Below are 24,220 nucleotides of genomic sequence, written 5' to 3'. Positions count from 1 at the left end.
GTTTCTTCCTTTTGTATTTGAAGCCGAATACTCAACCGCCGAAATCATCCAAGAGGATGTTTTCGTCTTCCACGCCCAAGTCTTTGAGCATTTTGATCACGGACTGGTTCATGATTGGCGGACCGCACATATAAAATTCGCAGTCTTCCGGTGCTTCGTGGTTTTTCAGATGGTTTTCGTAAACCACGTTGTGGATGAAGCCCGTGTAGCCGTCCCAGTTGTCTTCCGGCAGCGGGTCGGACAGGGCGACGTGCCACGTGAAGTTCGGGAATTCTGCTGCGAGTTGGTCGAAGTCTTCGACATAGAACATCTCGCGTTTGGAACGTGCGCCGTACCAAAAGGTAATCTTACGTTTGGAGTTCAAACGTTTCAACTGGTCGAAAATGTGGGAACGCATCGGAGCCATACCCGCACCGCCGCCGATAAATACCATTTCGGCATCGGTGTCTTTGGCGAAAAATTCGCCGAACGGGCCGGAAATCGTAACTTTGTCGCCGGGTTTGAGCGACCAGATGTAGGACGACATTTGTCCCGGAGGCGCATCAGGTACGCGCGGGGGCGGCGTGGCGATACGCACGTTCAGCATAATGATGCCTTTTTCTTCAGGATACGAAGCCATAGAGTAGGCACGCAAAATCGGCTCGTCCACTTTGGAAACGTATTGCCACAAATTGTATTTGTCCCAGTCTTCGTGGTATTCCTCGGGAATGTCGAAGTCTTTGTAGGCAACGGTGTGCGGCGGGGCTTCAATTTGAATGTAGCCGCCGGCGCGGAAGGGGACTTCTTCGCCTTCGGGAATGGCAAGCTTGAGTTCTTTAATGAACGTGGCTTTGTTATCGTTGGAGATGACGGTGCATTCCCATTTTTTCACGCCGAACACTTCTTCGGGGACTTCGATGTCCATGTCGGTTTTGACGTTGACTTGGCACGACAGACGGCAGCCTTCGCGTGCTTCGCGTTTGCTGATGTGGGACAGCTCGGTCGGCAGGATGTCGCCGCCGCCGCTTTTTACGACGACGCGGCATTGTCCGCACGAACCGCCCCCGCCGCAGGCGGAGGGGATAAAGATGCCTTCGTTGGCAAGCGCGCCCAAGAGTTTGCCGCCGGCGGGCATCGTCAGCTCTTTTTCGCCGTTGACTTTGATGGTGATGTCGCCTTCGCTGACCAGTTTGGATTTGGCAAACAGAATCATCAGTGCCAAAACCAAAACGATGACGGTAAACATCACGATACCTAAAATAATCTCCATACCGATCCCTTTCTTATAACTGGATGCCAGAGAACGACATAAACGCCATCGCCATCAGGCCGGCGGCGATAAAGGTAATGCCCAAGCCTTTGAGGCCTTTGGGAGCGTCCGAATATTTCATTTTTTCGGTAATGCCCGCCAAAGCGACAATCGCCAACATCCAGCCCAAGCCCGCACCGAAGCCGTACACGACGGATTCGCCGAAGCCGTATTCGCGCTGCGCCATAAACGATACGGCACCGAAAATCGCGCAGTTTACGGTAATCAGCGGCAGGTAGATGCCCAGCGCGTTATAGAGGGCGGGGACGAATTTATCCAAGAACATTTCCAAAATCTGCACCAAAGCGGCAATCACGCCGATGAAGGTGATGAATTTCAAAAAGGTCAAATCCACGCCTTCGACAATCGCGCCGTCTTTGAGCAGCGAGTAAACCAATTGGTTGGCGGGGACGGACAGTCCGAGTACGAAAATCACCGCCACACCCAAACCGAATGCGGTGGATACTTTTTTGGATACCGCCAAAAACGTACACATACCCAAAAAGAAGGATAGCGCCATATTTTCGATGAAGACGGATTTGATAAAGAGGCTCAAATAGTGTTCCATAGCTTATTCCTCCGCCTGTTCGGGTTTCCAGGTACGCAGTCCCCAAATCAAAAAGCCGATGATGAAGAACGCGCTGGGGGCGAGCAGGAACAAGCCGTTGGTCTGATACCAGCCGCCGTCCTGCACGGTTTGGAAAACGGTGTAGCCCAAGAGTTTGCCCGAGCCAATCAGTTCGCGGACGGTGGCGACGACAAGCAGCATCATCCCGTAGCCCGCGCCGTTGCCGATGCCGTCGATCAGGCTTTCCAGCGGCGGCTCTTTCATCGCAAATGCTTCGGCGCGGCCCATCACGATACAGTTGGTAATAATCAGACCGACGAATACGGAAAGCTGTTTGGACAATTCGTAGGCAAATGCCTGCAAGAGTTGGTCGACCAGCGTAACCAGCGACGCGATAATCGCCATTTGCACGATGATGCGGATGCTGTTGGGGATGTAGTTGCGTACCAGCGAAATGAAGAAGCTGGAAAAACCGGTTACCAAAGCTACGGAAATACCCATCACGATGGCCGTCTGAAGTTTGGTGGTAACCGCCAAAGCCGAACAAATACCCAAAACCTGCAAGGCAATCGGGTTGTTGTCGATAAAGGGTGAAAACATCAAATGTTTCAAGCGTTTCATATCAGCCATTATTGCGCTCCTGCTGATTTCAATTTGTTCAGGTAGGGGATATAGCCGTTTTCGCCGAACCAGTAGGCGAACGAACCTTGTACGCCTTTGGATGTCAGCGACGCGCCGGAGAGGGCATCTACGCCGTGTTCTTTGTCCGAACCCGCGCCTTTGCCGACGTGCAGGGCGAGTTTGCCTTGTCCGTCAAACAGTTTTTTGCCGACGAATTTTTGCTGCCACAAAGGATTGCCGATTTCGCCGCCTAAGCCCGGGGTTTCGCCTTGCTCGTAGTAGGTAATGCCGTTGATGGTGTTGCCGTCGGGTTGGATGGCGACAAAGCCGTACATGACCGACCACAAACCGTTACCGTGCATAGGCAGGATGATTTGGCCGATTTTGCCGTCTTCACCTTTTACCAAGTAAACCTCGGTGTATTTGGCACGGCTTTTGATGCCTGCCAAATCGTCTTCGGGTTTGATGCGGATGCTTTGCGCGGGGTCTTTGCCTGCGATGCGCGCACTGAAGTCTTTCGGCGCGTCTTTCACATATTCGCCGGTCGCCAAATCGACCACGCGTTGCTCGATACGCTCGGCAAAAGTTTTACCGATGTCGGTGTCCTTATCCATCAAACCGGCTACGCTCAAGATATAGCCTTGTTTGTCTTGGAGTTTTTGTTTCTCTTGGATGGGTTTCAAGCCGACGACCGCACCGGCAACGATGACCGAGCAAATCAGGCTGACCGCCAACACGACAATCAGCGTGCCGCTGAAGCTGTCTTTATCGAATTTCTTAGCCATTGCTGCGCGCCTTTCTGCGTTTGATGTTCGCTTGTGCGACGAAATAGTCGAAAATCGGGGCAAACAGGTTGGCAAACAGAATCGCCAACATCATGCCTTCGGGGTAAGCCGGATTGACCACGCGGATTAATACGCACATCACACCGATCAGTGCGCCGTACCACCATTTGCCGACATTGGTAAAGGAAGCGGAAACGGGGTCGGTCGCCATAAACAGCATACCGATGGCGAAGCCGCCGACGACCAAATGCCAGTACCAAGGCATAGCAAACATAGCGTTGGTGTCCGAACCGATGAAGTTGAACAGCGAAGACATGGCAATCATACCGATCATCACGCCGGCAATAATGCGCCAAGAAGCGATGCGGGCAAACACGATAAACGCGCCGCCGATTAAGAGTGCCAAAGTGGAGACTTCGCCGATGGAGCCGGGCAGTTTGCCGATAAACGCATCCATCCAAGTGATGGTTTGACCGGTTATGGCGTTTTTCAGGCCGTCTGCACCGTGTGCCGCCCATTGCGCCAGCGCGGTTGCGCCGGAATAGCCGTCAACCGCCGTCCAAACCGCATCGCCGCTCAAGTTGGCAGGGTAGGCGAAGAACAGGAAGGCACGGCCTGCCAGCGCAGGGTTCATGAAGTTTTTACCTGTACCGCCGAATACTTCTTTCGCAACCACAACGCCGAAAGAAATACCCAAAGCTGCCTGCCACAGCGGCAGCGTGGGCGGAACGATTAAGGCAAACAGAATCGAGGTAACAAAGAAACCTTCGTTGATTTCATGTTTGCGCACGGTGGCGAACAAAACTTCCCAGAAACCGCCGACAATAAATACGGTCGCGTAAATCGGCAGGAAGTAAATCGCGCCGAACAGCATTTTGCCCAACACGCCCGCTTCAGACGACATATTGATGCCCAAAGCGTTGGCAAGGGCGTAATGCCAGTCGTTGGCGATGCTTTGTTGCAGCAAATCGGGCGTTAACGCACCGAATGCCTGTGCGCCGACGTTGTACATACCGTAGAACATGGCAGGGAACAAAGCCAGCCACACCAAAATCATCATGCGTTTGGAGTCGAGCGCATCGCGGACGTGTGCCGCTTTGCGCGTTACCGCACCGGATGTATAGAAAATCGTCGCCGCAGCTTCGTAGAGGGCATACCATTTTTCATGTTTGCCGCCCGGCAGGAAGTGCGGTTCGATTTTTTCCAGAAAATGTTTCAAGCCCATAATCAGCCTTCCTTCTCAATGGTTTCCAGCACCTTACGCAACAGCGGGCCGTATTCGTATTTGCCCGGGCAGACGAAGCTGCACAAAGCGAGGTCTTCTTCGTCCAATTCCAAGCAACCCAATGCTTGCGCGCTGTCGGTATCGCCGACGATTAAATCGCGCAAAAGCAGGGTAGGCAGGATGTCTAGCGGCATTACGCGCTCGTAAGTACCAATCGGCACCATGGCGCGGTCGCCACCGTTGACGGCTGTCGTGAACTTGAAGAGTTTGTTTTTCAGGAAATGGCCGAGGGTCGTACGCGTGATGGAGTATTTGTCCGGCTGCGGCGCAACCCAGCCGAACAGCTCTTTGCTGCGGCCTTCTTCGATAACGGAAATCTGATTGTGGTAGCGTCCCAAATAATCGTGCGCGCCTTGTGTAATCGCGCCGTTCAATACCGAACCGGAAATCACGCGGTTGTCTGCGTCAACCAATTCGCCCGCAGTAATTTGCGATACTTTCGCACCCAAAACGGTACGCAAGAGGCGTGGTTTGTTGACTTGAGAACCACCCAAAGCAATCACGCGCTCGGTGTTCAGACGGCCTGTTGCAAACAAACGTCCGATGGCAATTACATCTTGATAATTGATGGTCCAAACGGTTTTGTTTGCACCGACCGGCTCAATGAAATGAATGTGCGTGCCACTCAAACCGGCCGGATGCGGGCCGCCGAATTCATGTGTTTCGATGTTGGCAGCATTTTCAGACGGCACGTCTGCGCCAGCTGCCTTACACACATGGATTTTACGCTCGGTCAAACGGCTCAATACCAGCAAACCTCGTCTGAAATCCTCGGCGGCTTCTTTGATCACAACCACAGGGTCTGCCGCCAGCGGATTGGTGTCCATCGCATTGACGAAGATGGCGAACGGCTCGGCATCGACGGCAGGGATTTTGCTGAACGGACGGGTACGCAGCGCAGTCCACAAACCGGATTGGATCAGATTGCGGCGCACTTCTTCGCCGCTTAAGTTTGCCAACGCTTCGGGCGCGTAGCGTTCGAACTCGATTTCGTCGTTGCCTTCAACGGCAATCACGACCGACTGAAGTACGCGCTTTTCGCCGCGATGGATGGCGGCGATTTTGCCTGAAACCGGCGCGGTAAACACCACGCCCGGATTCTTTTTGTCTTCAAACAGCACTTGGCCTTTTTTGACGGCATCGCCTTCCTTGACTTTCATCGAGGGGCGCATACCGGCATATTCTTCGCCAAGCAACGCGACTTCGGTAATGACGGGCCCGTCATAAATGACTTGCTCCGGTCTGCCCGCGATGGGCAGGTTTAGACCTTTTTTGATTTTAATCATATATTTGCATTACTTGTGATGGTTAAGGTAAAAACGGCGTGTTTTGATACCGTGTCGCGTGGCATCAAAAGCATTGAATAAATTAATGTAGCAAAGTGTTAGATTCTATCAGGAATTGTACCTGTTTGTCAGATTTGCTGCTTTTTTCCTTGCGGAAGCTGTTTTTATAGTGGATTAAATTTAAACCAGTACGGCGTTGCCTCGCCTTGCCGTACTATTTGTACTGTCTGCGGCTTCGTCGCCTTGTCCTGATTTTTGTTAATCCACTATAATTGTCGGAAGGGGGGATATTGATTTGATTATGCCGGAATTTAAAATGCCGTCTGAATGTTCAGACGGCATAGCGTTTACAGCAGTTTGAAAACGAAAAAGATAAGGGTATGTACGATGAAGACGGGTGTCAGGAAGGCGACCGACCACATCATATAGCCGAAGAAAGTCGGCATCGGTACGCCGCGCTGTTCGGCAATGGCCTTGACCATGAAGTTCGGTGCGTTGCCGATGTAGGTCAGTGCGCCCATGAATACCGAACCCATAGAAACCGCCAGCAGCGAATGAAACAGGGAACCCGTCATCAAGGCTTGGGCATCGCCGCCCGCCATATTGAAAAAAACGAGATAAGTGGGCGCGTTATCCAAGAATGCCGACAATATGCCGCTCATCCAAAAATACATCACATTAATCGGATGACCTGCCGTATCGTGAACCAGCGATACCACCCCGCCCAGCGCGCCTGCCTCGCCTGCTTTCAGAATGCTCAGGACGGGAAAGATGGTGATGAAGATGCCGAGGAAGAGTTTGCCCACTTCGGCGATGGGTTCAAAGTTGAATTCGTTGCCTGCGCGGACTTGTTTGGGCGTGATTGCCATAGATACGGCGGTCAATGCAATCAGGATGACATCGCGGACGAGGTTTTGCAGGGCGTAACGGCTGCCGAGGATTTCAAATCCCGGGTGTTCGGGTTTCCAAAGGCCGGACATTAGAACCGCGCCGACCACGCCCGAAAGCAGGAGGAAGTTCCATTTGCCGAAGATGGCGATTTTTTCGGGTTTTTCCTGTTGTGCCGGCGTATCTTGTGCAATGCTTTCCTGTTTGAAGAAACGGTTGTCGATGAAATAGAAGGCGGTCAACAGGACAGCGGTGCTGATCAGGACGGGGGCGAACATATGTTTGACCGTCCACATGAAATCTACGCCTTTGAGGAAGCCGAGGAAGAGTGGGGGGTCGCCCAAAGGGGTCAGACCGCCGCCGATGTTTGCAACCAGGAAAATGAAGAAGATGACGATGTGCACGCGGCGGGTACGGTTTTGGTTGGCTTTCAGCAGCGGACGAATCATCAGCATTGCTGCGCCGGTCGTTCCCATGATAGAGGCAAGTGCCGTACCGACGGCAAGCAGGGCGGTGTTGAGCTTGGGTGTGCCGTTCAAGTCGCCCCAAACCAAAATGCCGCCTGAAATGGTGTACAGGGCAAGCAGCAGCAGGATGAAAGGGATGTATTCTTCAACGAGTGCGTGTGCGACGGTATGGATACCGGCGGACGCGCCAAAAACCAAACTGAACGGAATGAGGAAGAGCAATGTCCAAAAGGCGGTAATTTTGCCGTAATGGTGATGCCAGGTATGCGAAAAAAACAAGGGACCCAATGCGATAGACAGCAAAATCAGGGCAAAGGGCAGGCTCCACAGCAGGTTTAGGTTTGCGCCGTCCAAATCTGCGGCGTAAACCGATGCGGGGAAAAGCATTAGTGAAAACAGGGGTAGGTGGCGCATCGTGTTTCCTCGATTCAAGCACTGCCTTGCGCGGCGCGTGGGAGTGATACAGGCACCGTGCCGCCCGGACATAGGCGGACTGTGCTGCCTGTTTGTTTTTGAAAAAAGTTTTCCGATTGATTGTAAAGTAAATAATCAGGATAAACCAGTTTCCCAAACCGGAAGGCGGCGGGAAGGCGGATTGCTGTGCTTGGGAATATATGTTCTTTTTGATAAATAATTTTATTTAAAACAAATAAATATATGTCTTTAATAAATAATCTATCGAAAACGAAAAATGAATTTATTTTAACATATATTTGCAATGAAACAGGTTTGCCCCCCGTTTGTTTGCCCTTATCCCTTTCAGTACGGCATTCAAGATTCGGGCCTGCGCCACATCCATATGGCGACAAGGGAACAAAAAACCGATGAAACCGCCCCGACCCACCAGCGTTGGGGAAACTGCCAAAACATTATCAGGCAGGATGCGGTCATCATACTGATGGCGAATATTTTGGCTTTGCGCGGCACTGCGCCGTTTTGTTCCCAGTTATGAACCATCGGACCGAAATAGCGGTGCCGGTGCAGCCAGCGGTGAAAGCGCGGGGATGCCTTTGCCCAGCAGGCGGCGGAGAGCAGTACGAACGGCGTGGTCGGCAACAGCGGCAAAAAAATGCCGATGATACCCAACAGCAGGGAAATGCAGCCGCAGGCAATTAAAAGATAACGTATCATTTTGAAATATTTTTCTTATTGTGCGGATAAGGGCAGGATGTGATACCGAGTTTTGCCCAGCCCTCATGTCCCATTTTTTCCAGCAGGGCGATATTGCGTTCGAATATTGCCGAAGCGTCGGGAAAGGCTTGTGCGGCTTTGGCAATGCTGTCTTCGCGGATGAGGTGCAGCGTCGGATAGGGAGAACGGTTGGTGTAGTTGCCGATGTCGTCTGAATCCGTGCCTTCAAATTGGAAATCGGGATGAAACGGGGCGATTTGGATGATGCCTTCCAAGCCGTTTTCGACAACGGCGGCATCGGCAATGTCGAGCATATCGTTGAATACGTCGAAATCGGGGAATAGGGTCGGGTGAACCAGCAGGGTAGTTTCCAGTTCGGTGGCGGGTGTATTGCCCAGTCGCTGCAGTTCTTCGTCCAAGTCTTCCAAAAAACTGTCAAGGTGTTTGGCTTCGCTGATTGCGATGCGGACAAGGTTTTTAACGTGGGGGGCTTTGGCAAAGGGACACAGGTTCAGACCGATGACGGCTTTTTCCAACCATTGTCCGGTGTGTTCGGCAACAGCATCTTTATTTTCGGAAGTATTGATATTCATTATTGTCATGTAAATGTGTTTGCAGATTGCACGTGCGGGAAAATCGGGAAGGGCACTATTCCTTCAGCAGGTGGTTGAGCGGCAGGGAGGTGGTTTGTTTGATTTCTTTTAAAACAAAGCTCGATTGTGCATCTTGTACGCCGTGGTGGGACAGGAGCGTATCCAAAACAAAATGGGAAAACGCGTTCATATCGGTAAAAAACGCCTGAAGCAGGTAGTCGGTTTCCCCTGTCAGGGCGAAGCAGCTCAAGACTTCCGGCCATTTTCGGACCGATGCGGCAAAGTCTTCCCGCGCGTCTTTTGCTTTGCGGATGGAAACGCGGATAAATGCCTGAAGCCCCAGGTTGACGGATTCCGGAGACAGCAGCGCGGCATATTGGCGGACGATGCCGGCATCTTCCAACTGCTTTAGACGGCGCAGGCACGGAGAAGGCGAAAGTGCGACACGTTCGGACAGTTCGACATTGGTCAGCCTGCCGTTTTCCTGGAGAACCTGTAAGATTTTAATATCGGTTTTGTCTAAAGTGAGTTGGGGCATATTTGCGTTCCGTTTTAAGGAATTCGGATTGTCTGTCCGTATGTTTGCGGCAATCCGCACAGATGGAGACCATATTAACATATAAAAAGTTATACCGTCATCCGGGACAAATTTTGTTTTCGGAAAATCATGTGAAAACAGAGGCGGTCGGTTTGCATCTCTTTTAAGACGGCTTGCCCAAACCGCCGATTCAAGACATAATCGGGAAATGTGCAGGAGAGTGTTACACCCAACTACAATGTAACCACCGAAGGCGCAGACACCCTTAAATCGCTCAGGTATCAGGGACTGCACATTGAAACAAACAATCTGGAGAGCGGCGTTGGAATAACGTCCACCGAAGGGGAGAAGGCCGTCTGAACCACCATTCAGACAACCGCGCAAAGCAGTGAGCAGACTGGTTTGCCATCATGCGGATACGGCCGAAAATCTCAGGTTCAAGGACAGATAGGGTCATCCGCGCACAGGTGCGCGGGTGGCATCTGAACAAAAAATCCGGAGAAACTTGAGAATGATTACTCTGAAAACCACCCCATTTCATCAAGCCCATCAAGATGCAGGCGCGAAGCTGGTAGATTTTGCCGGCTGGGAGCTGCCCATCCATTATGGTTCGCAAATCGCCGAACACGAAGCCGTGCGCACCGACGCAGGTATGTTTGACGTATCCCATATGCTTGTTACCGACGTAGCAGGCGCAAATGCCAAAGCCTTTTTCCGCAAATTGATTGCCAACGATGTCGCCAAGCTCGCTTTTGTCGGCAAAGCCCTTTATTCCGCTTTGCTCAACGACAACGGCGGCGTGATTGACGACTTGATCGTTTACCGCACCAATGAAGCCGAAACCCAATACCGCATCGTGTCCAACGGCGCGACTCGCGAAAAAGATACGGCACAATTCCACAAAGTCGGACAAGAGTTCGGTGTTTCCTTCAATCCGCGCTACGACCTCGGCATGCTCGCCGTACAAGGCCCTAAAGCCATTGAAAAACTCCTGACCGTCAAACCCGAATGGGCAGATGTCGTCCATAACCTCAAACCGTTCCAAGGCGCGGATTTGGGCAACGACTGGTTTGTCGCCCGCACCGGCTACACCGGCGAAGACGGCGTCGAAGTCATCCTGCCCGGCACCGAAGCCGTCGCATTCTTCAAAGCCCTGCAAGCAGCAGGCGTACAACCTTGCGGTCTCGGCGCGCGCGACACCCTGCGCATGGAAGCCGGCATGAACCTCTACGGCAACGATATGGACGACGATACCAGCCCGCTCGAAGCAGGCATGGGTTGGACCGTTGATTTGAAAGACGAAAGCCGCGATTTTGTCGGCAAAGCTGCCTTGTTGGCATTGAAAGAAAAAGGCGTTGCCGTCAAACAGGTCGGTTTGCTGCTCGGCAAAGGCGGCATCCTGCGCGCGCATATGGAAGTGTTGACCGACAAAGGCAAAGGCGAAACCACCAGCGGCGTATTCTCTCCAAGTCTGAAACAATCCATCGCCATCGCCCGCGTACCGAAAGATTTTGACGGCGATACCGCCAAAGTGCTGATTCGCGGCAAGGAAGCGGACGTGCGCGTACTGAAGCTGCCGTTCGTCCGCAACGGTCAAAAACAGTTTGATTAATATCGGTTCAGACGGCATTTTCATTTCATATGCCGTCTGAAAGCAGGTTTTAATTGTCGTCCGATACGGACGTTTGTAGAAAGCATTGAACAAGGCATCTGTGGATATTGATTCATGCAGATGCCGTCTGAAAATAACCCCCTATCAATGGAGTATCAAACCATGAGCAGCAACATCCCGGCAGAACTGAAATACGTTGCCAGCCACGAATGGCTGCGCCTTGAAGAAGACGGTATCATCACCGTCGGTATTACCCACCACGCGCAAGAGCTGTTGGGCGACATCGTGTTTGTCGAGCTGCCTGAAGTCGGCGCAAACCTTGCCGCCGAAGAACAAGCCGGTGTGGTTGAGTCTGTAAAAGCCGCGTCCGACGTGTACGCACCGATTGCAGGTGAAGTCGTTGCCGTCAACGAAGATTTGCCAAGCGCTCCGGAAACTGCCAACAGCGATCCTTACGGTGCAGGCTGGTTCTTCAAACTCAAACCGGCAAACGTTGCCGATTACGACGTTCTGCTGACTGCCGAACAATACGCGGGCGAAGTGGATTAAACCGCCCGGCTGCCCGATGGCAACCGCCGGACAAACGGAAACTGCACCTTCAGACGGCATTTTTGCGGTCGGAGGTGCAGTTTTTTGTCCGTGTTTTAAGGAAGCAGTTAGGCTATAATAACGGTCTATATTCATCTTTACCGATTTTTTCATGCAACTTACCGCTGTCGGACTCAATCATCAAACCGCACCTTTAAGCATACGGGAAAAGCTGGCGTTTGCCGCGGCCTGCCTGCCCGAAGCCGTCCGCAATCTTGCCCGAAGCAATGCGGCAACGGAGGCGGTAATCCTTTCTACCTGCAACCGTACCGAGCTTTACTGTGTAGGTGATTCGGAAGAAATCATCCGTTGGCTCGCAGACTATCACAGCCTTCCCATAGAAGAAATCAGCCCCTACCTTTATACTTTGGGGATGCAGGAGACTGTGCGCCATGCTTTCCGCGTCGCCTGCGGCTTGGATTCGATGGTGTTGGGCGAGCCGCAGATTTTAGGACAGATTAAGGATGCGGTCAGGGTTGCTCAAGAGCAGGAAAGTATGGGTAAGAAACTCAATGCCCTGTTCCAAAAAACCTTTTCTGTTGCTAAAGAGGTCCGTACCGATACTGCCGTCGGCGAAAACTCGGTTTCCATGGCTTCCGCTTCCGTCAAGTTGGCAGAGCAGATTTTCCCCGACATCGGCGATTTGAATGTCTTGTTTATCGGTGCGGGTGAGATGATTGAGCTGGTTGCCACTTATTTTGCCGCCAAAAGTCCCCGGCTGATGACGGTTGCCAACCGGACGCTGGCGCGTGCACAGGAGTTGTGCGACAAGCTCGGTGTCAACGCCGAACCGTGCCTGCTGTCCGATCTGCCTGCCATTTTGCATGAGTACGACGTGGTGGTTTCTTCAACGGCAAGCCAGTTGCCCATTGTCGGCAAAGGTATGGTGGAGCGCGCATTGAAACAAAGGCAGAGTATGCCGTTGTTTATGCTTGACTTGGCCGTGCCGCGAGACATTGAGGCGGAAGTCGGAGATTTGAACGATGCCTATCTTTATACGGTGGACGATATGGTCAATATCGTCCAAAGCGGCAAGGAGGCAAGGCAGAAGGCCGCCGCCGCCGCCGAAACGCTGGTGTCCGAGAAGGTTGCCGAATTTGTCAGGCAGCAGCAGGGCAGGCAGAGTGTCCCGTTAATCAGGGCATTGAGGGATGAGGGAGAGAAAGCGCGCAAACAGGTCTTGGAAAATGCGATGAAACAGCTTGCCAAAGGCGCAACGGCAGAAGAGGTTTTGGAAAGGCTGTCGATCCAACTGACCAACAAGCTGCTGCATTCGCCGACCCAAACCTTGAATAAGGCGGGGGAAGAAGATAAAGATTTGGTTCACGCCGTCGCGCAGATTTATCATTTGGACAAATAACGGTGCGCCGGAAAAGGATGCCGTCTGAAGGGGTTTCAGACGGCATTTTTTGTGCAGGCCGGCAACATCGTGAAATCCCACATTATATCGATGTAATCACAAAGTATAGTGGATTAACAAAAATCAGGACAAGGCGACAAAGCCGCAGACAGTACAGATAGTACGGCAAGGCGAGGCAACGCTGTACTGGTTTAAATTTAATCCACTATATTATCCCGTATGCGGATTGGTTTTAAGATTTGTAAATTTGATTTGCATCAAAAAATCGCCGATAGATGATTCATATAATATCAATATTAAAGAGTATCGGTATATCGGGGATAGTCATGTCCTGTTTTTCAATCAAACGTATGTCCGCGTTTCGGGCGCGGATAACGGCGTTTTTTGCCGCCTTTGTCTTTTTGACGGCGGCACTGCCCGCTTATGCGGAGCGTCTGCCTGATTTTCTGGCGAAAATACAGCCTTCGGAAATTGTTCCGGGTGCGGACCGTTACAGCAAGCCGGAAGGTAAGCCTATGGTTGCCCGCGTTTACAAAGGCGATGAGCAGTTGGGCTTGGTCTATATCACGACCGATGCGGTCAATACGCGCGGTTATTCGAGCAAACCGATTGATACGCTGATGGCGTTGGCTAAAGACGGTACGATAGCCGGAGCGAAATTGGTTGATCACCATGAGTCGATTATGCTGATCGGTATCCCGCATTTGCCCGCGCCCGGGCGGGCGATACGCTCAAACTGGCTTCCGGCGTATATCAAACCAAACTTCACATCGACAAACCGATTACGATTGAAGGGCCTGCCGACCGTTCTGCAACCATCGAAGGAGACAGGAGCGGGCGTACCATAGCCGTACACGCGCCGGACGTAACGCTCCGCAACCTGACCGTTACCCGTTCCGGTATGAGCCTGCCCGCAATGGATGCCGGTATTTATCTCGAAGAAACTGCCCCGCGCGCCCTGATTGAACACAATAATATTTTGGATAATTCGGTCGGCGTCTATCTGCATGGTTCTGCCGATGCGATGGTGCGGGAGAATAAAATCGTCGGCGACGCGACTTTGCGCGTGAACGAGCGCGGCAATGGCGTTACCGTTTGGAACGCGCCCGGCGCGCAGGTCGTCGGCAACGATATTTCCAAAGGGCGGGACGGCATTTTTTCCAATACCAGCACGCACAACACCTATAAAAACAACCGCTTCAGCGATTTGCGTTTCGCCGTCCACTATATGTACACCAACGACAGCGAAATCAGCGGCAATATTTCCGTGGGCAACAATATGGGCTATGTGCTGATGTTTTCCGAGCGGCTCAAAGTGTTTGACAATATCGCCGTCGGCAGCCGCGACCAAGGCATCATGCTCAACTATGTCAACTATTCCGATATTCACGACAACATTATCAACAAAGCGGGCAAGTGCGTTTTTGCCTACAATGCCAACTACGATAAACTGTCCGCCAATCATTTTGAAAACTGCCAAATCGGCATACACTTTACCGCCGCCATCGAAGGCACGTCCCTGCACGACAATTCCTTTATCAACAACGAAAGCCAGGTCAAATACGTCAGCACGCGCTTTCTCGACTGGAGCGAGGGCGGACACGGCAACTATTGGAGCGACAACAGCGCGTTCGATTTGAACGGCGACGGCTTCGGAGACAGCGCGTACCGTCCCAACGGCATCATCGACCAAATCATCTGGCGCGCACCCGTATCGCGCCTCTTGATGAACAGTCCCGCAATCAGCATCGTCAAATGGGCGCAGGCGCAATTTCCCGCCGTTTTGCCTGGCGGCGTGGTGGACAGCAAACCGCTGATGAAGCCTTATGCCCCCAAAATTCAAACCCGTTATCAGGCGATGAAGGACGGGCTGCTCAAAGAAGTCGAAACGCGGCAGTTGGAATGGGGCAGGGCGGAAAACGGTTCTTTGAACTAGTCTGCTTCAGACGGCATCCGGATTCAAATGCCGTCTGAAAACACAAAAGGAACAACCATGACCACACATCATGTCGAATTGAGGAAGGTAACCAAACGCTTCGGCGCGCAAAAAGCCGTCAACCAAGTCGATTTGGTTTTGAAGGCCGGAGAAAGCGTCGGACTTGCCGGACACAACGGTGCGGGCAAGTCCACCATTATGAAGCTGATACTCGGTCTGATTACCCCGACCGAAGGCGAAGTGATGCTTTTGGGCGAACGTACCGGCAGCAAAGCGGGGGCGCGGCTTCGCAGCCAAATCGGCTACCTGCCCGAAACCGTTGCGTTGCACCCTTCGCTGACCGGCATCGAAACGCTGGACTTTTACGCCAAACTTAAAAAACAGCCGCTCACCCAGAACAGGGGGCTGCTCGAGCGCGTCGGCATTTCACAGGCGGCACACCGCCGCGTCGGCACCTACTCGAAAGGGATGCGCCAACGCCTTGCCTTGGCACAAGCCCTGCTGGGCGAGCCCAAAGTCCTGCTGTTTGACGAACCGACAACCGGCCTCGACCCTGCATCAAGGCAAATGTTTTACGAAGTCGTGCGCGAACTCAACGGGCGCGGCGCGACCGTATTGCTCAGCACCCACGCCCTTGCCGAGTTGGACGGACACGCCGACCGCATTATCGTGGATTAAATTTAAACCAGTACGGCGTTACCTCGCCTTGCCGTACTATTTGTACTGTCTGCGGCTTCGTTGCCTTGTCCTGATTTAAATTTAATCCACTATATGCGGGTATGGCGGGTTTGAGCGGACAAATCAGCCTGACCGTCCCCGTTTTGCTGACCGCTCAGGTTTTATGGGTTATCATTCCGCTTGTTTTGGCAGCCGGAATTTTTAGAAAGCGACAAATATGAAAAAAACCCTGTTGGCAATTGTTGCCGTTTCCGCCTTAAGTGCCTGCCGGCAGGCGGAAGAGGGACCGCCGCCTTTACCCCGGCAGATTAGCGACCGTTCGGTCGGACACTATTGCAGTATGAACCTGACCGAACACAACGGCCCCAAAGCCCAGATTTTCTTGAACGGCAAACCCGATCAGCCCGTTTGGTTCTCCACCATCAAGCAGATGTTCGGCTATACCAAGCTGCCCGAAGAGCCTAAAGGCATCCGCGTGATTTACGTTACCGATATGGGCAATGTTACCGATTGGACGAATCCCAATGCCGACACGGAGTGGATGGATGCGAAAAAAGCCTTTTACGTCATCGACAGCGGCTTTATCGGCGGTATGGGTGCGGAAGACGCGCTGCCGTTCGGCAACAAAGAGCAGGCTGAGAAATTTGCAAAGGATAAAGGCGGTAAGGTTGTCGGTTTCGACGATATGCCTGATACCTATATTTTCAAATAATATTGAAAAAACCGGCCGAAACTTTAAAAACGAGTTTCGGTCGGTTTTTCTTTTCTTGTTCGGTATAGTGTCGGCAGGAAAGAACCTTCACATCCCGCCGTAATTCGGCCCGCTCGCGCCTTCGGGACAAATCCAAGTGATGTTTTGCGTCGGGTCTTTGATGTCGCAGGTTTTGCAGTGCACGCAGTTTGCCGCGTTGATTTGCAGGCGCGGGCTGCCGTTTTCTTCGACGATTTCATACACACCCGCCGGACAATAGCGCGTTTCGGGCGAGGCGTATTCTTTGTAGTTCACGTCTATCATCGTTTGCGGATTGTTCAGCACCAAATGGTCGGGCTGGTTTTCTTCGTGCGCAAGATTGGCAAGGAAGACGCTGCTCAAGCGGTCGAAGGTCAACACGCCGTCGGGTTTCGGATAATCAATCGGTGTGCACGCGGCAGCTTTTTTGAGCTGCTCGTTGTCTTTACCGTGATGTTTCAAGGTCCACGGGGCTTTGCCTCTGAAAATCATCTGGTCGATACCGGTATAAAGCGAGCCGAGGTAAACGCCCCATTTGAATGACGGACGGACATTGCGCGCGGCGTAAAGCTCTTGATACAGCCAGCTTTGTTCAAAACGTTGCTGATAATCCGCCGCCTCTTTGCCGCTGTCGAAGTTTTCCACTTCTTCAAGGTTTTCCAACAAGGGGAACACGGCTTCGGCGGCGAGCATGGCGGATTTCATCGCGGTATGAATGCCTTTGATGCGCGGCATATTGAGGAAACCCGCCGCATCGCCGACCAAAACGCCGCCTTTGAACGAGAGCTTCGGCAAACTTTGCAAACCGCCTTCAATCAGCGAACGCGCGCCGTAAGCGATGCGGCGGCCGCCTTCAAAGGTTTTGCGGATTTCGGGATGGGTTTTGAAACGTTGGAACTCTTCAAACGGCGACAGATAAGGATTTTGATAGTCCAAACCGACCACGAAGCCGACGGCGACTTTGTTGTCGTCGAAATGGTAAACAAACGCGCCGCCGTAGGTTTTGCTGTCCAGCGGCCAGCCTGCGCTGTGCATCACCAAACCGGGCTGATGCTGTTCGGACGGCACTTCCCAAACTTCTTTAATGCCCAAGCCGTAAGTTTGCGGCTGGCTGTTTTGGTCGAGTTTGAAGCGTTCGATGATTTGCTTGGAAAGCGAACCTCGGCAACCTTCGGCAAACAGGGTTTGCTGTGCCCAAAGCTCCATGCCGGGCTGGAATGAATCGGTCGGCTCGCCGTTTTTGCCCACGCCCATATTGCCGGTCGCAATGCCTTTGACCGAACCGTCTTCGTGATACAGCACTTCGGCAGCGGCAAAGCCAGGATAGATTTCCACGCCCATATTTTCCGCCTGCTCCGCCAACCAGCGCACGATTTCGCCCAAGCTGACGATGTAGTTGCCGTGATTGTCGAAATTGGGGGTAATGGGCAGATTGAACGCTTTTTTCTCCGTCAGGAACAACACCTTGTCCTGCGTTACCGTGCGCGTCAGCGGCGCGCCTTTTTCTTTCCAGTCGGGAATCAACTCATTCAGCGCAATCGGGTCAATGACCGCGCCCGCCAGCGAATGCGCGCCCGCCTCCGAACCTTTCTCCACCACGCAAACGCTGATTTCGCGCCCGTTTTTTTCGGCAAGCTGCTTGAGTTTGATGGCGGCGGACAAACCCGACGGGCCTGCGCCGACAATCACGACATCGTATTGCATACTGTCGCGGGTGATGGATTCTGTCATGGCGGTTCCTGTGTATTTATTATTGAATTGCAAATCCGTAATTATACAACGGGAACATATAGTTACCAAATACAACAAAGGTCGTCTGAAAACCATATTTTCGGTTTTCAGACGACCTTTGTCGAAATTTCAATAAGCACGCCACCATTTTACCTGTCCGACCGCAAACTCCGTCTGACGTTTCGGACTGCGTGTGAAAAACGCCTTATCCCCGCCGGCATCCCTCCCTTTCGGCACAACCGCCAAAATCTTACCTGCCAAATTTCCCTCACGGGTTTGCCAAGCATCCAAAAACTGCGCCCTGCTCATCGAAACATGACCCAGCGACGGGTCGGCAAGCAAAACCGTATTGCCGTCTATACCGCGCAATACCGAGAAATGATCATCCTTGCGGTATTTCAGATACACGATGACGGGGATTTGCAACTGTGCAAGCTGCTCGAAAGACAGGGCATAGCCTTTCGCCTCAAAACCCAAATCAGGCATGATGCGCCGCATATCCTCAAACGACGCGCGCATCTGCTCCTTATCCAGCTTTTTCAACACGTCCTCTTCCGTCAGCTTTTGCCCGTGAAAATTGTTCAAAAGCCGTCGCCACCGAAGCCGCCCCGCAGGAAAAATCCAAATCCTGCTTTACAATATTGAAATCGCGCCTTTCTTTCCAACTCTGCACTTTGATTTTTCCATAAGCAACAGGATTATAGTGGATTAAATTTAAACCAGTACGGCGTTGCCTCGCCTTGCCGTACTATCTGTACTGTCTGCGGTTTCGTCGCCTTGTCCTGATTTTTGTTAATCCACTATAGGTTTCCGTGCGGACGTGTTCAGATTCCCGCCTTCGCTGGAATGACGGCGGAGCGATTTCTACTTTTCCGATAAATGACCGTAACTTAAAATCCCGTCATCCCCATGAAAGCAAAAATCCCGCCTGTCGGATTTCGGTTTTTTTGGGCGTTTCGGGAAACTTATAAATCGTCATTCCCGCGCAGGCGGGAATCCGGTTTGCTCGGTTTCGGTTTTTCGGGCGTTTCGGGAAACTGATGAATCGTCATTCCCGCGCAGGCGGGAATCTAGAACGCGGGACGGCGGCAATATTCAAAGGTTGTCTGAAAATTCAGAGGTTCTAGATTCCCACTTTCGTGGGAATGACGGGATATAGGTTTCCCTACGGACGTGTTCAGATTCCCGCTTTCGCGGGAATGACGGCGGAGCGATTTCTACTTTTCCGATAAATGACCGTAACTTAAAATCCCGTCATCCCCACGAAAGCAAAAATCCCGCCTGTCGGATTTCGGTTTTTTTGGGCGTTTCGGGAAACTTATAAATCGTCATTCCCGCGCAGGCGGGAATCCGGTTTGCTCGGTTTCGGTTTTTCGGGCGTTTCGGGAAACTGATGAATCGTCATTCCCGCGCAGGCGGGAATCTAGAACGCGGGACGGCGGCAATATTCAAAGGTTGGCGGATTCGCATTTGAAGTGCAACTTTCCCTAACAGAAAAAGGCCAGTATGCGGTAGCATACGACCTTTCCTGCAAGAAAGATTGCCATGAGCTACACGCAACTGACCCAAGGCGAACGATACCACATCCAATACCTGTTTCGCCACTGCACCGTCACCGAAATCGCCAAACAGCTGAACCGCCACAAAAGCACCATCAGCCGCGAAATCAGACGGCACCGCACCCAAGGGCAGCAATACAGCGCCGAAAAAGCCCAGCGGCAAAGCCGGACTATCAAACAGCGTAAGCGACAACCCTATAAGCTCGATTCGCAGCTGATTCAGCACATCGACACCCTTATCCGCCGCAAACTCAGTCCCGAACAAGTATGCGCCTACCTGTGCAAACACCACCAGATCACGCTCCACCACAGCACCATTTACCGCTACCTTCGCCAAGACAAAAGCAACGGCAGCACGTTGTGGCAACATCTCAGAATATGCAGCAAACCCTACCGCAAACGCTACGGCAGCACATGGACCAGAGGCAAAGTACCCAACCGTGTCGGCATAGAAAACCGACCCGCTATCGTCGACCAGAAATCCCGTATCGGCGATTGGGAAGCCGACACCATTGTCGGCAAAGGACAGAAAAGCGCATTATTGACCTTGGTCGAACGCGTTACCCGCTACACCATCATCTGCAAATTGGATAGCCTCAAAGCCGAAGACACTGCCCGGGCAGCTGTTAGGGCATTAAAGGCACATAAAGACAGGGTGCACACCATTACCATGGATAACGGCAAAGAGTTCTACCAACACACCAAAATAACCAAAGCATTGAAAGCGGAGACTTATTTTTGTCGCCCTTACCATTCTTGGGAGAAAGGGCTGAATGAGAACACCAACGGACTCATCCGGCAATACTTCCCCAAACAAACCGATTTCCGTAACATCAGTGATCGGGAGATACGCAGGGTTCAAGATGAGTTGAACCACCGACCAAGAAAAACATTTGGCTACGAAACGCCAAGTGTTTTATTCTTGAATCTGTTCCAACCACTAATACACTAGTGTTGCACTTGAAATCCGAATCCAAGGTTGTCTGAAAATTCAGAGGTTCTAGATTCCCACTTTCGTGGGAATGACGGGATATAGGTTTCCCTACGGACGTGTTCAGATTCCCGCTTTCGCGGGAATGACGGCGGAGCGATTTCTGCTTTTCCGATAAATGACCGCAACCTAAAACCCATCCTTCCCGCAAAAACAGAAAAACAAAAACCTAAAATCCCGTCATCCCCACGATAACAGTTGCGTAATTGCGTAGAGTGGGCTTCAGCCCAACGTTTTTTCTTTTTCGGTCGTTGATTGGTGGGCTGAAGCCCACCCTTGTATATCGGAACTCCCGTATCATAGCAACAAACCGCCCGGCCGCCACCCGCGCCCACCCAAGGCACACAACCGTTGCGCAGCACAGGGAGCGGCAGGGCAACCCATCGACACAACCGGACAGTTGCCGGACAACACAACCGAATGCAAGGCAGGTTGATGATGAGTACCCGATACCATTACGCAGGTATAGTGAATTAAATCTAAGGGGCTGTACTAGATTAGCCCTAAATCCCACAGGATTTTAAGCTGTTGAGACGGTGTGCCGAAGTTAAATCGAAATTCGCATTCTTTCAAGAACAGCGGGAAAGATTTACGATCGATTCCATTGTATTTTCGCAAGACACGTTTTGCCTGATTCCAAAAATTCTCAATGCCGTTAATGTGGTTTTGACGGTCTGCAAACTCCTTGGAATGGTTGATGCGGTAATGGATAAAACCGCTCACGTCCAACTTGTCGCAGCTGCTCAGACTATTGGTATAAACAATGCTGTCCGGCATGATTTTCTTTTTGATGACAGGGAGTAACGTTTCAGACTTGGCATTATCCACCACAACGGTATAGACCCGTCCGTTGCGTTTCAGAATGCCGAAGACAACCACTTTTCCTGCCGCACCGCGACCGCGTCTGCCTTTACGCCGTCCGCCGAAATAGCTTTCGTCCAACTCGACAGAGCCCTCAAAAACCTCATCGGCAGCCAAGGCTAAATGATGGTTGATAACCGTGCGGATTTTACGGTAGAACAGTACTGCCGAATTGGGATGGATACCCAAAATATCGGCAGCGGAACGGGCGGTAACTTCGAGTACAAAAAAACGGAGCAGTTCTTTTTGTACTTTTTTCTTTAATTTGCAGTGCGTTATCTTCATATTTCGAGGGTAACATATCTGCTAATCTAGTACAGCCCCAAAAATATACCAAAAACAGCAAAACAAATTGTAAGGATACGTATAGGCTTTGTAAAGGTAAATTGTGAAAAAAGCAGTTTTTTAAACGAATGAAACGGCTTCGGGCTGAAATATATGCTGATGCCCTGTCCTTCCCGTATTTCTCGTGTGTTGTCAAAGTGCAGGCTGCTTTGAAATCGGTATTGCCATCTATGAACCACCACTTTGCTTTATTTCAGCGGGTTTGAGATGTATATAAGAATATTGTTTTGAATAAGTTTAAAAAAATTGATAACCATTCTTGACGGTTTTTTAAGGAAAGAGTAGAGTGCCAATTCTATCTTGTGTGATACACGAAGCAACAAGGAAAACTATCTAGAATGTCCTTGTATGGGCATAGATCATAGATCATTTCCAGGCTGCCTGTGGTTGTTTTAACTTTAAGATGGAGGGGTTTGCCTAGAACATCAGTGCTTATCTCCAAGACAGCCTTCCCAATCCCTTGTGCCTCTTAATAAAGATGTTTCTTGATTATTCAAACAAAATAAATTGTAAATTTATTATCTTGTTGTTTTCATTGGTTATTTAGTTTTGCATTTTTTCGGAATACAAAAATCCAAGCGGATTTTTTACAATCCGCTTTTGCTATTTTTATCAGTTCGGTTAGCTAAGCCGTCTGATAACGTGTTTTATCGAAGTCGGTTTCTGTTTTATAAAGATTAAATGCAACGACTAAAATTTTTCTCATCAATGCGCCGATGATCAGCATTTTGGGCTTTTTGGCTTTTTTCAGCCTGTTTGTGAATGCTGGAAAGTAGTTGTTTTTGAATGCGACTAATGCGGCCATGAACAGGGATCCGCGTATTCTTCGGTTTCCGTATTTGGTCATTTTGCTTTTTTTGTTGACGCTTGTCCCTGATATGTTTTGATGCGGATTTAATCCGGCATAGGCTGTAAACTGCTTTGCGTTTTCGAATGTGCTGTTAATAAGGTAGCTCATTAGCGATATGGCTGTTGTTTTGCCTACTGACGGTATTGTCTCTAACCGTTTTGTCAGCTCTTTCATTTTTTTGTCTGATTTGATTGTTTGGTCGATTTTCTTTTTTACTGCATTTAGATGGTTTTCAAGTTCTTTTAGCTGTTTTTCATGTATTTTCTGTACAAATGAATCTTTTGCTGCTTTGATTCTATTTTTTTGCGATGTCTGTTGTTCTAAAAGTTGGCTTTGAAGTGATAGCAGTCTTTTCAAGCTGTATTGCTGTTCAGTCGGTTTTTCTCTCTTTGGCAGCTCTTCTATTAATGCTGTTTGGCAAAACTCTGCGATTAATTTTGCGTCTTGTTTGTCGTTTTTGACTCTGCTGAATCGCTTTTGTGCATAGGCTTTGATTTTTAGCGGGTTTATTACTGATACGTGGTATTCTTCGGCCAAGCAGTCTGCGGCCTGTTCGTAGTAGTTTCCTGTTGCTTCCATGCATACGTATATGTCTTTTTCTCTTTTTGCCGATATCCATTCTTTCAGGTTTTTGCAGCCTTGTTCATCGTTGCTGAATTTTCTGTAATCGGTTTCGCCGTTGATTATGGTAACGACATCAAATGTTTTTGCGGATATGTCTAATCCTACTGCGTTTCTCATGTTAATTTTCCTTACGATTCAGGCTTTAATGCCTTTGATGTTTCTCAATTTCAAACATAAGAAAACCGCCGTCCTTATCTTTCTTTCAATCTTGCGATTAGGAAGTAATCAGGTTCGGCGGCTTTGTCGTCGGTTAGCTATTCCGAGACGTTTGAAGTATATCAGAATCGTATGAATTAATTTTTTGTATTTGCTGGTTTATTTAAAAATTTCTGTTGCGACCCGCTGCATTGTGTTTTTTTACTGCTTTCAGTCCGGTTTTCGCCGGTATGGGGTTTGTGTGCGATTGGAGAACAACCGATAAAAAGGTGCAAGGGGGTATTCATAAAGATTTGGAAAAAAACACTCCAAATCTTTACAAAACTTCCCCCTTGCACCTTTTTATCGGCCGTTCTCTGTCAAACGCACCCCCATACCTCAGCGAAAACCGGACTGAAAGCAGTAAAAAAAAACAATTCCGCTAGATATTTTCCCCCGCCCTAGCTCCTCCGTCCTGAAGGGCTGGGAAAGGTTTCTGAAACTCAAACAGGCGCGGCAAGCGCGGAAAGGTAGATTGATATGACTTAGATTTGATGATATGACAATTTGTAGAGCGGTGGGGATAAGCAAAATCCCCGAGCGCGAACTAGGGGATTTTTGCATTCCTGCCAAGTTTTAAACTTTACAGGAAATTTTAAAATGCGAATTACCGTTAGCCTCGGAAAACTGCATTTGACTGTATCGGTAGATACGCGGTTTATTCTAGCCGTGTTCATGCTGTTTAGTCAATAACCCACGATTAGAAGGCC

21 protein-coding genes, 3 pseudogenes and 1 riboswitch are annotated in these 24,220 nt (G+C 50.7%); of the genes and pseudogenes, 10 read left to right on the top strand and 14 right to left on the bottom strand.

Annotated features, from left to right (window positions below; translation table 11 throughout):
* Positions 1 to 31: 31 nt before the first annotated feature.
* The 10 genes from nqrF to IUJ45_RS03900 all read right to left on the bottom strand — a co-directional run bounded on the left by nqrF (position 32) and on the right by IUJ45_RS03900 (position 9,450).
* A complete protein-coding gene (nqrF, locus tag IUJ45_RS03945) occupies positions 32 to 1,249 on the bottom strand; it encodes an NADH:ubiquinone reductase (Na(+)-transporting) subunit F (RefSeq protein ID WP_002214365.1) in 1,218 nt (405 codons plus the stop codon).
* A gap of 13 nt (positions 1,250 to 1,262) precedes the next feature.
* Complete coding sequence (nqrE, locus tag IUJ45_RS03940; RefSeq protein WP_002219686.1) at positions 1,263 to 1,856, bottom strand: NADH:ubiquinone reductase (Na(+)-transporting) subunit E; 594 nt, start codon at positions 1,854 to 1,856, stop codon at positions 1,263 to 1,265.
* Between the two features lie 3 nt (positions 1,857 to 1,859).
* Entirely contained in the window at positions 1,860 to 2,486 is a 627-nt protein-coding gene (locus tag IUJ45_RS03935) for an NADH:ubiquinone reductase (Na(+)-transporting) subunit D (RefSeq protein ID WP_002214361.1), read from the bottom strand.
* A complete protein-coding gene (locus IUJ45_RS03930; protein WP_002233618.1) occupies positions 2,486 to 3,262 on the bottom strand; it encodes a Na(+)-translocating NADH-quinone reductase subunit C in 777 nt (258 codons plus the stop codon). Before IUJ45_RS03930 ends, IUJ45_RS03935 begins: the two co-directional genes overlap by 1 nt.
* Entirely contained in the window at positions 3,255 to 4,487 is a 1,233-nt protein-coding gene (locus IUJ45_RS03925) for an NADH:ubiquinone reductase (Na(+)-transporting) subunit B (protein WP_002247161.1), read from the bottom strand. The genes IUJ45_RS03930 and IUJ45_RS03925 overlap by 8 nt, the downstream gene beginning before the upstream one ends.
* Positions 4,488 to 4,489: 2 nt before the next feature.
* Complete coding sequence (locus IUJ45_RS03920) at positions 4,490 to 5,833, bottom strand: Na(+)-translocating NADH-quinone reductase subunit A (protein ID WP_002236764.1); 1,344 nt, start codon at positions 5,831 to 5,833, stop codon at positions 4,490 to 4,492.
* Positions 5,834 to 6,180: 347 nt separating this feature from the next.
* Positions 6,181 to 7,602, bottom strand: coding sequence for a sodium:proton antiporter (locus tag IUJ45_RS03915; RefSeq protein ID WP_002214352.1), 1,422 nt, complete (start codon positions 7,600 to 7,602; stop codon positions 6,181 to 6,183).
* 357 nt (positions 7,603 to 7,959) lie between these two features.
* Complete coding sequence (locus IUJ45_RS03910) at positions 7,960 to 8,319, bottom strand: YbaN family protein (RefSeq protein ID WP_002214350.1); 360 nt, start codon at positions 8,317 to 8,319, stop codon at positions 7,960 to 7,962.
* Positions 8,316 to 8,921, bottom strand: a complete 606-nt coding sequence (locus tag IUJ45_RS03905) for a DUF1415 domain-containing protein (protein ID WP_002253988.1) — start codon at positions 8,919 to 8,921, stop codon at positions 8,316 to 8,318. The genes IUJ45_RS03910 and IUJ45_RS03905 overlap by 4 nt, the downstream gene beginning before the upstream one ends.
* Positions 8,922 to 8,967: 46 nt before the next feature.
* The gene (locus tag IUJ45_RS03900; RefSeq protein WP_002245484.1) at positions 8,968 to 9,450 is read right to left on the bottom strand and encodes an Lrp/AsnC family transcriptional regulator; all 483 of its coding nucleotides are present in this window, start codon (positions 9,448 to 9,450) and stop codon (positions 8,968 to 8,970) included.
* Positions 9,451 to 9,653: 203 nt separating this feature from the next.
* Positions 9,654 to 9,751, top strand: a riboswitch (glycine riboswitch).
* 210 nt (positions 9,752 to 9,961) lie between these two features.
* On the opposite strand from IUJ45_RS03900, the gene gcvT reads away from it, so the two are divergent.
* The 9 genes and pseudogenes from gcvT (at position 9,962) to IUJ45_RS03855 (ending at position 16,336) form a co-directional block, all read left to right on the top strand.
* The gene (gcvT, locus tag IUJ45_RS03895) at positions 9,962 to 11,062 is read left to right on the top strand and encodes a glycine cleavage system aminomethyltransferase GcvT (protein ID WP_002233621.1); all 1,101 of its coding nucleotides are present in this window, start codon (positions 9,962 to 9,964) and stop codon (positions 11,060 to 11,062) included.
* Positions 11,063 to 11,224: 162 nt separating this feature from the next.
* Positions 11,225 to 11,611, top strand: a complete 387-nt coding sequence (gcvH, locus tag IUJ45_RS03890) for a glycine cleavage system protein GcvH (RefSeq protein WP_002224630.1) — start codon at positions 11,225 to 11,227, stop codon at positions 11,609 to 11,611.
* A gap of 151 nt (positions 11,612 to 11,762) precedes the next feature.
* Entirely contained in the window at positions 11,763 to 13,010 is a 1,248-nt protein-coding gene (hemA, locus tag IUJ45_RS03885) for a glutamyl-tRNA reductase (RefSeq protein WP_002221356.1), read from the top strand.
* A gap of 17 nt (positions 13,011 to 13,027) precedes the next feature.
* Positions 13,028 to 13,171: a hypothetical protein gene (locus IUJ45_RS03880; RefSeq protein ID WP_153312922.1), complete on the top strand. Its 144-nt coding sequence runs from the start codon at positions 13,028 to 13,030 to the stop codon at positions 13,169 to 13,171.
* A 165-nt stretch (positions 13,172 to 13,336) separates the two neighbouring features.
* Complete coding sequence (locus IUJ45_RS03875) at positions 13,337 to 13,858, top strand: hypothetical protein (RefSeq protein ID WP_002245485.1); 522 nt, start codon at positions 13,337 to 13,339, stop codon at positions 13,856 to 13,858.
* Positions 13,747 to 14,946: a nitrous oxide reductase family maturation protein NosD gene (locus IUJ45_RS03870; RefSeq protein WP_079278835.1), complete on the top strand. Its 1,200-nt coding sequence runs from the start codon at positions 13,747 to 13,749 to the stop codon at positions 14,944 to 14,946. The genes IUJ45_RS03875 and IUJ45_RS03870 overlap by 112 nt, the downstream gene beginning before the upstream one ends.
* Before the next feature lie 57 nt (positions 14,947 to 15,003).
* Positions 15,004 to 15,618 (top strand): annotated as a pseudogene (locus IUJ45_RS03865) (ABC transporter ATP-binding protein); the annotation flags it as partial.
* Between the two features lie 95 nt (positions 15,619 to 15,713).
* Positions 15,714 to 15,845: pseudogene (locus IUJ45_RS03860) on the top strand (ABC transporter permease); the annotation flags it as partial.
* A complete protein-coding gene (locus IUJ45_RS03855; protein WP_002221353.1) occupies positions 15,842 to 16,336 on the top strand; it encodes a nitrous oxide reductase accessory protein NosL in 495 nt (164 codons plus the stop codon). The pseudogene IUJ45_RS03860 and the gene IUJ45_RS03855, both read left to right, overlap by 4 nt.
* An 87-nt stretch (positions 16,337 to 16,423) precedes the next feature.
* Here the strand turns inward: IUJ45_RS03855 and IUJ45_RS03850 are convergent, their stop codons facing one another.
* Positions 16,424 to 18,085, bottom strand: coding sequence for an electron transfer flavoprotein-ubiquinone oxidoreductase (locus IUJ45_RS03850; protein WP_002249291.1), 1,662 nt, complete (start codon positions 18,083 to 18,085; stop codon positions 16,424 to 16,426).
* A 129-nt stretch (positions 18,086 to 18,214) separates the two neighbouring features.
* A pseudogene (locus IUJ45_RS03845) lies at positions 18,215 to 18,794 on the bottom strand (C39 family peptidase).
* Between the two features lie 836 nt (positions 18,795 to 19,630).
* On the opposite strand from IUJ45_RS03845, the gene IUJ45_RS03840 reads away from it, so the two are divergent.
* Positions 19,631 to 20,596 carry an IS30-like element IS1655 family transposase gene (locus tag IUJ45_RS03840; protein ID WP_002249840.1) on the top strand — a complete coding sequence of 322 codons (966 nt, stop codon included), beginning with the start codon at positions 19,631 to 19,633 and terminating at the stop codon, positions 20,594 to 20,596.
* 531 nt (positions 20,597 to 21,127) lie between these two features.
* Here IUJ45_RS03840 and IUJ45_RS03835 read toward each other — a convergent pair.
* Positions 21,128 to 21,781 (bottom strand): IS1595 family transposase, encoded by a 654-nt coding sequence (locus IUJ45_RS03835; protein ID WP_002249292.1) that lies wholly within the window; start codon positions 21,779 to 21,781, stop codon positions 21,128 to 21,130.
* A 685-nt stretch (positions 21,782 to 22,466) separates the two neighbouring features.
* Positions 22,467 to 23,432 carry an IS110 family RNA-guided transposase gene (locus IUJ45_RS03830; RefSeq protein ID WP_002246006.1) on the bottom strand — a complete coding sequence of 322 codons (966 nt, stop codon included), beginning with the start codon at positions 23,430 to 23,432 and terminating at the stop codon, positions 22,467 to 22,469.
* Between the last annotated feature and the right edge of the window lie 788 nt (positions 23,433 to 24,220).

This window comes from Neisseria meningitidis (assembly GCF_022869645.1).
GTDB lineage: Bacteria > Pseudomonadota > Gammaproteobacteria > Burkholderiales > Neisseriaceae > Neisseria > Neisseria meningitidis.
The sequence above is the reverse complement of the archived record's forward strand: the minus strand, read 5'-3'. Positions and strand labels throughout refer to the sequence as shown.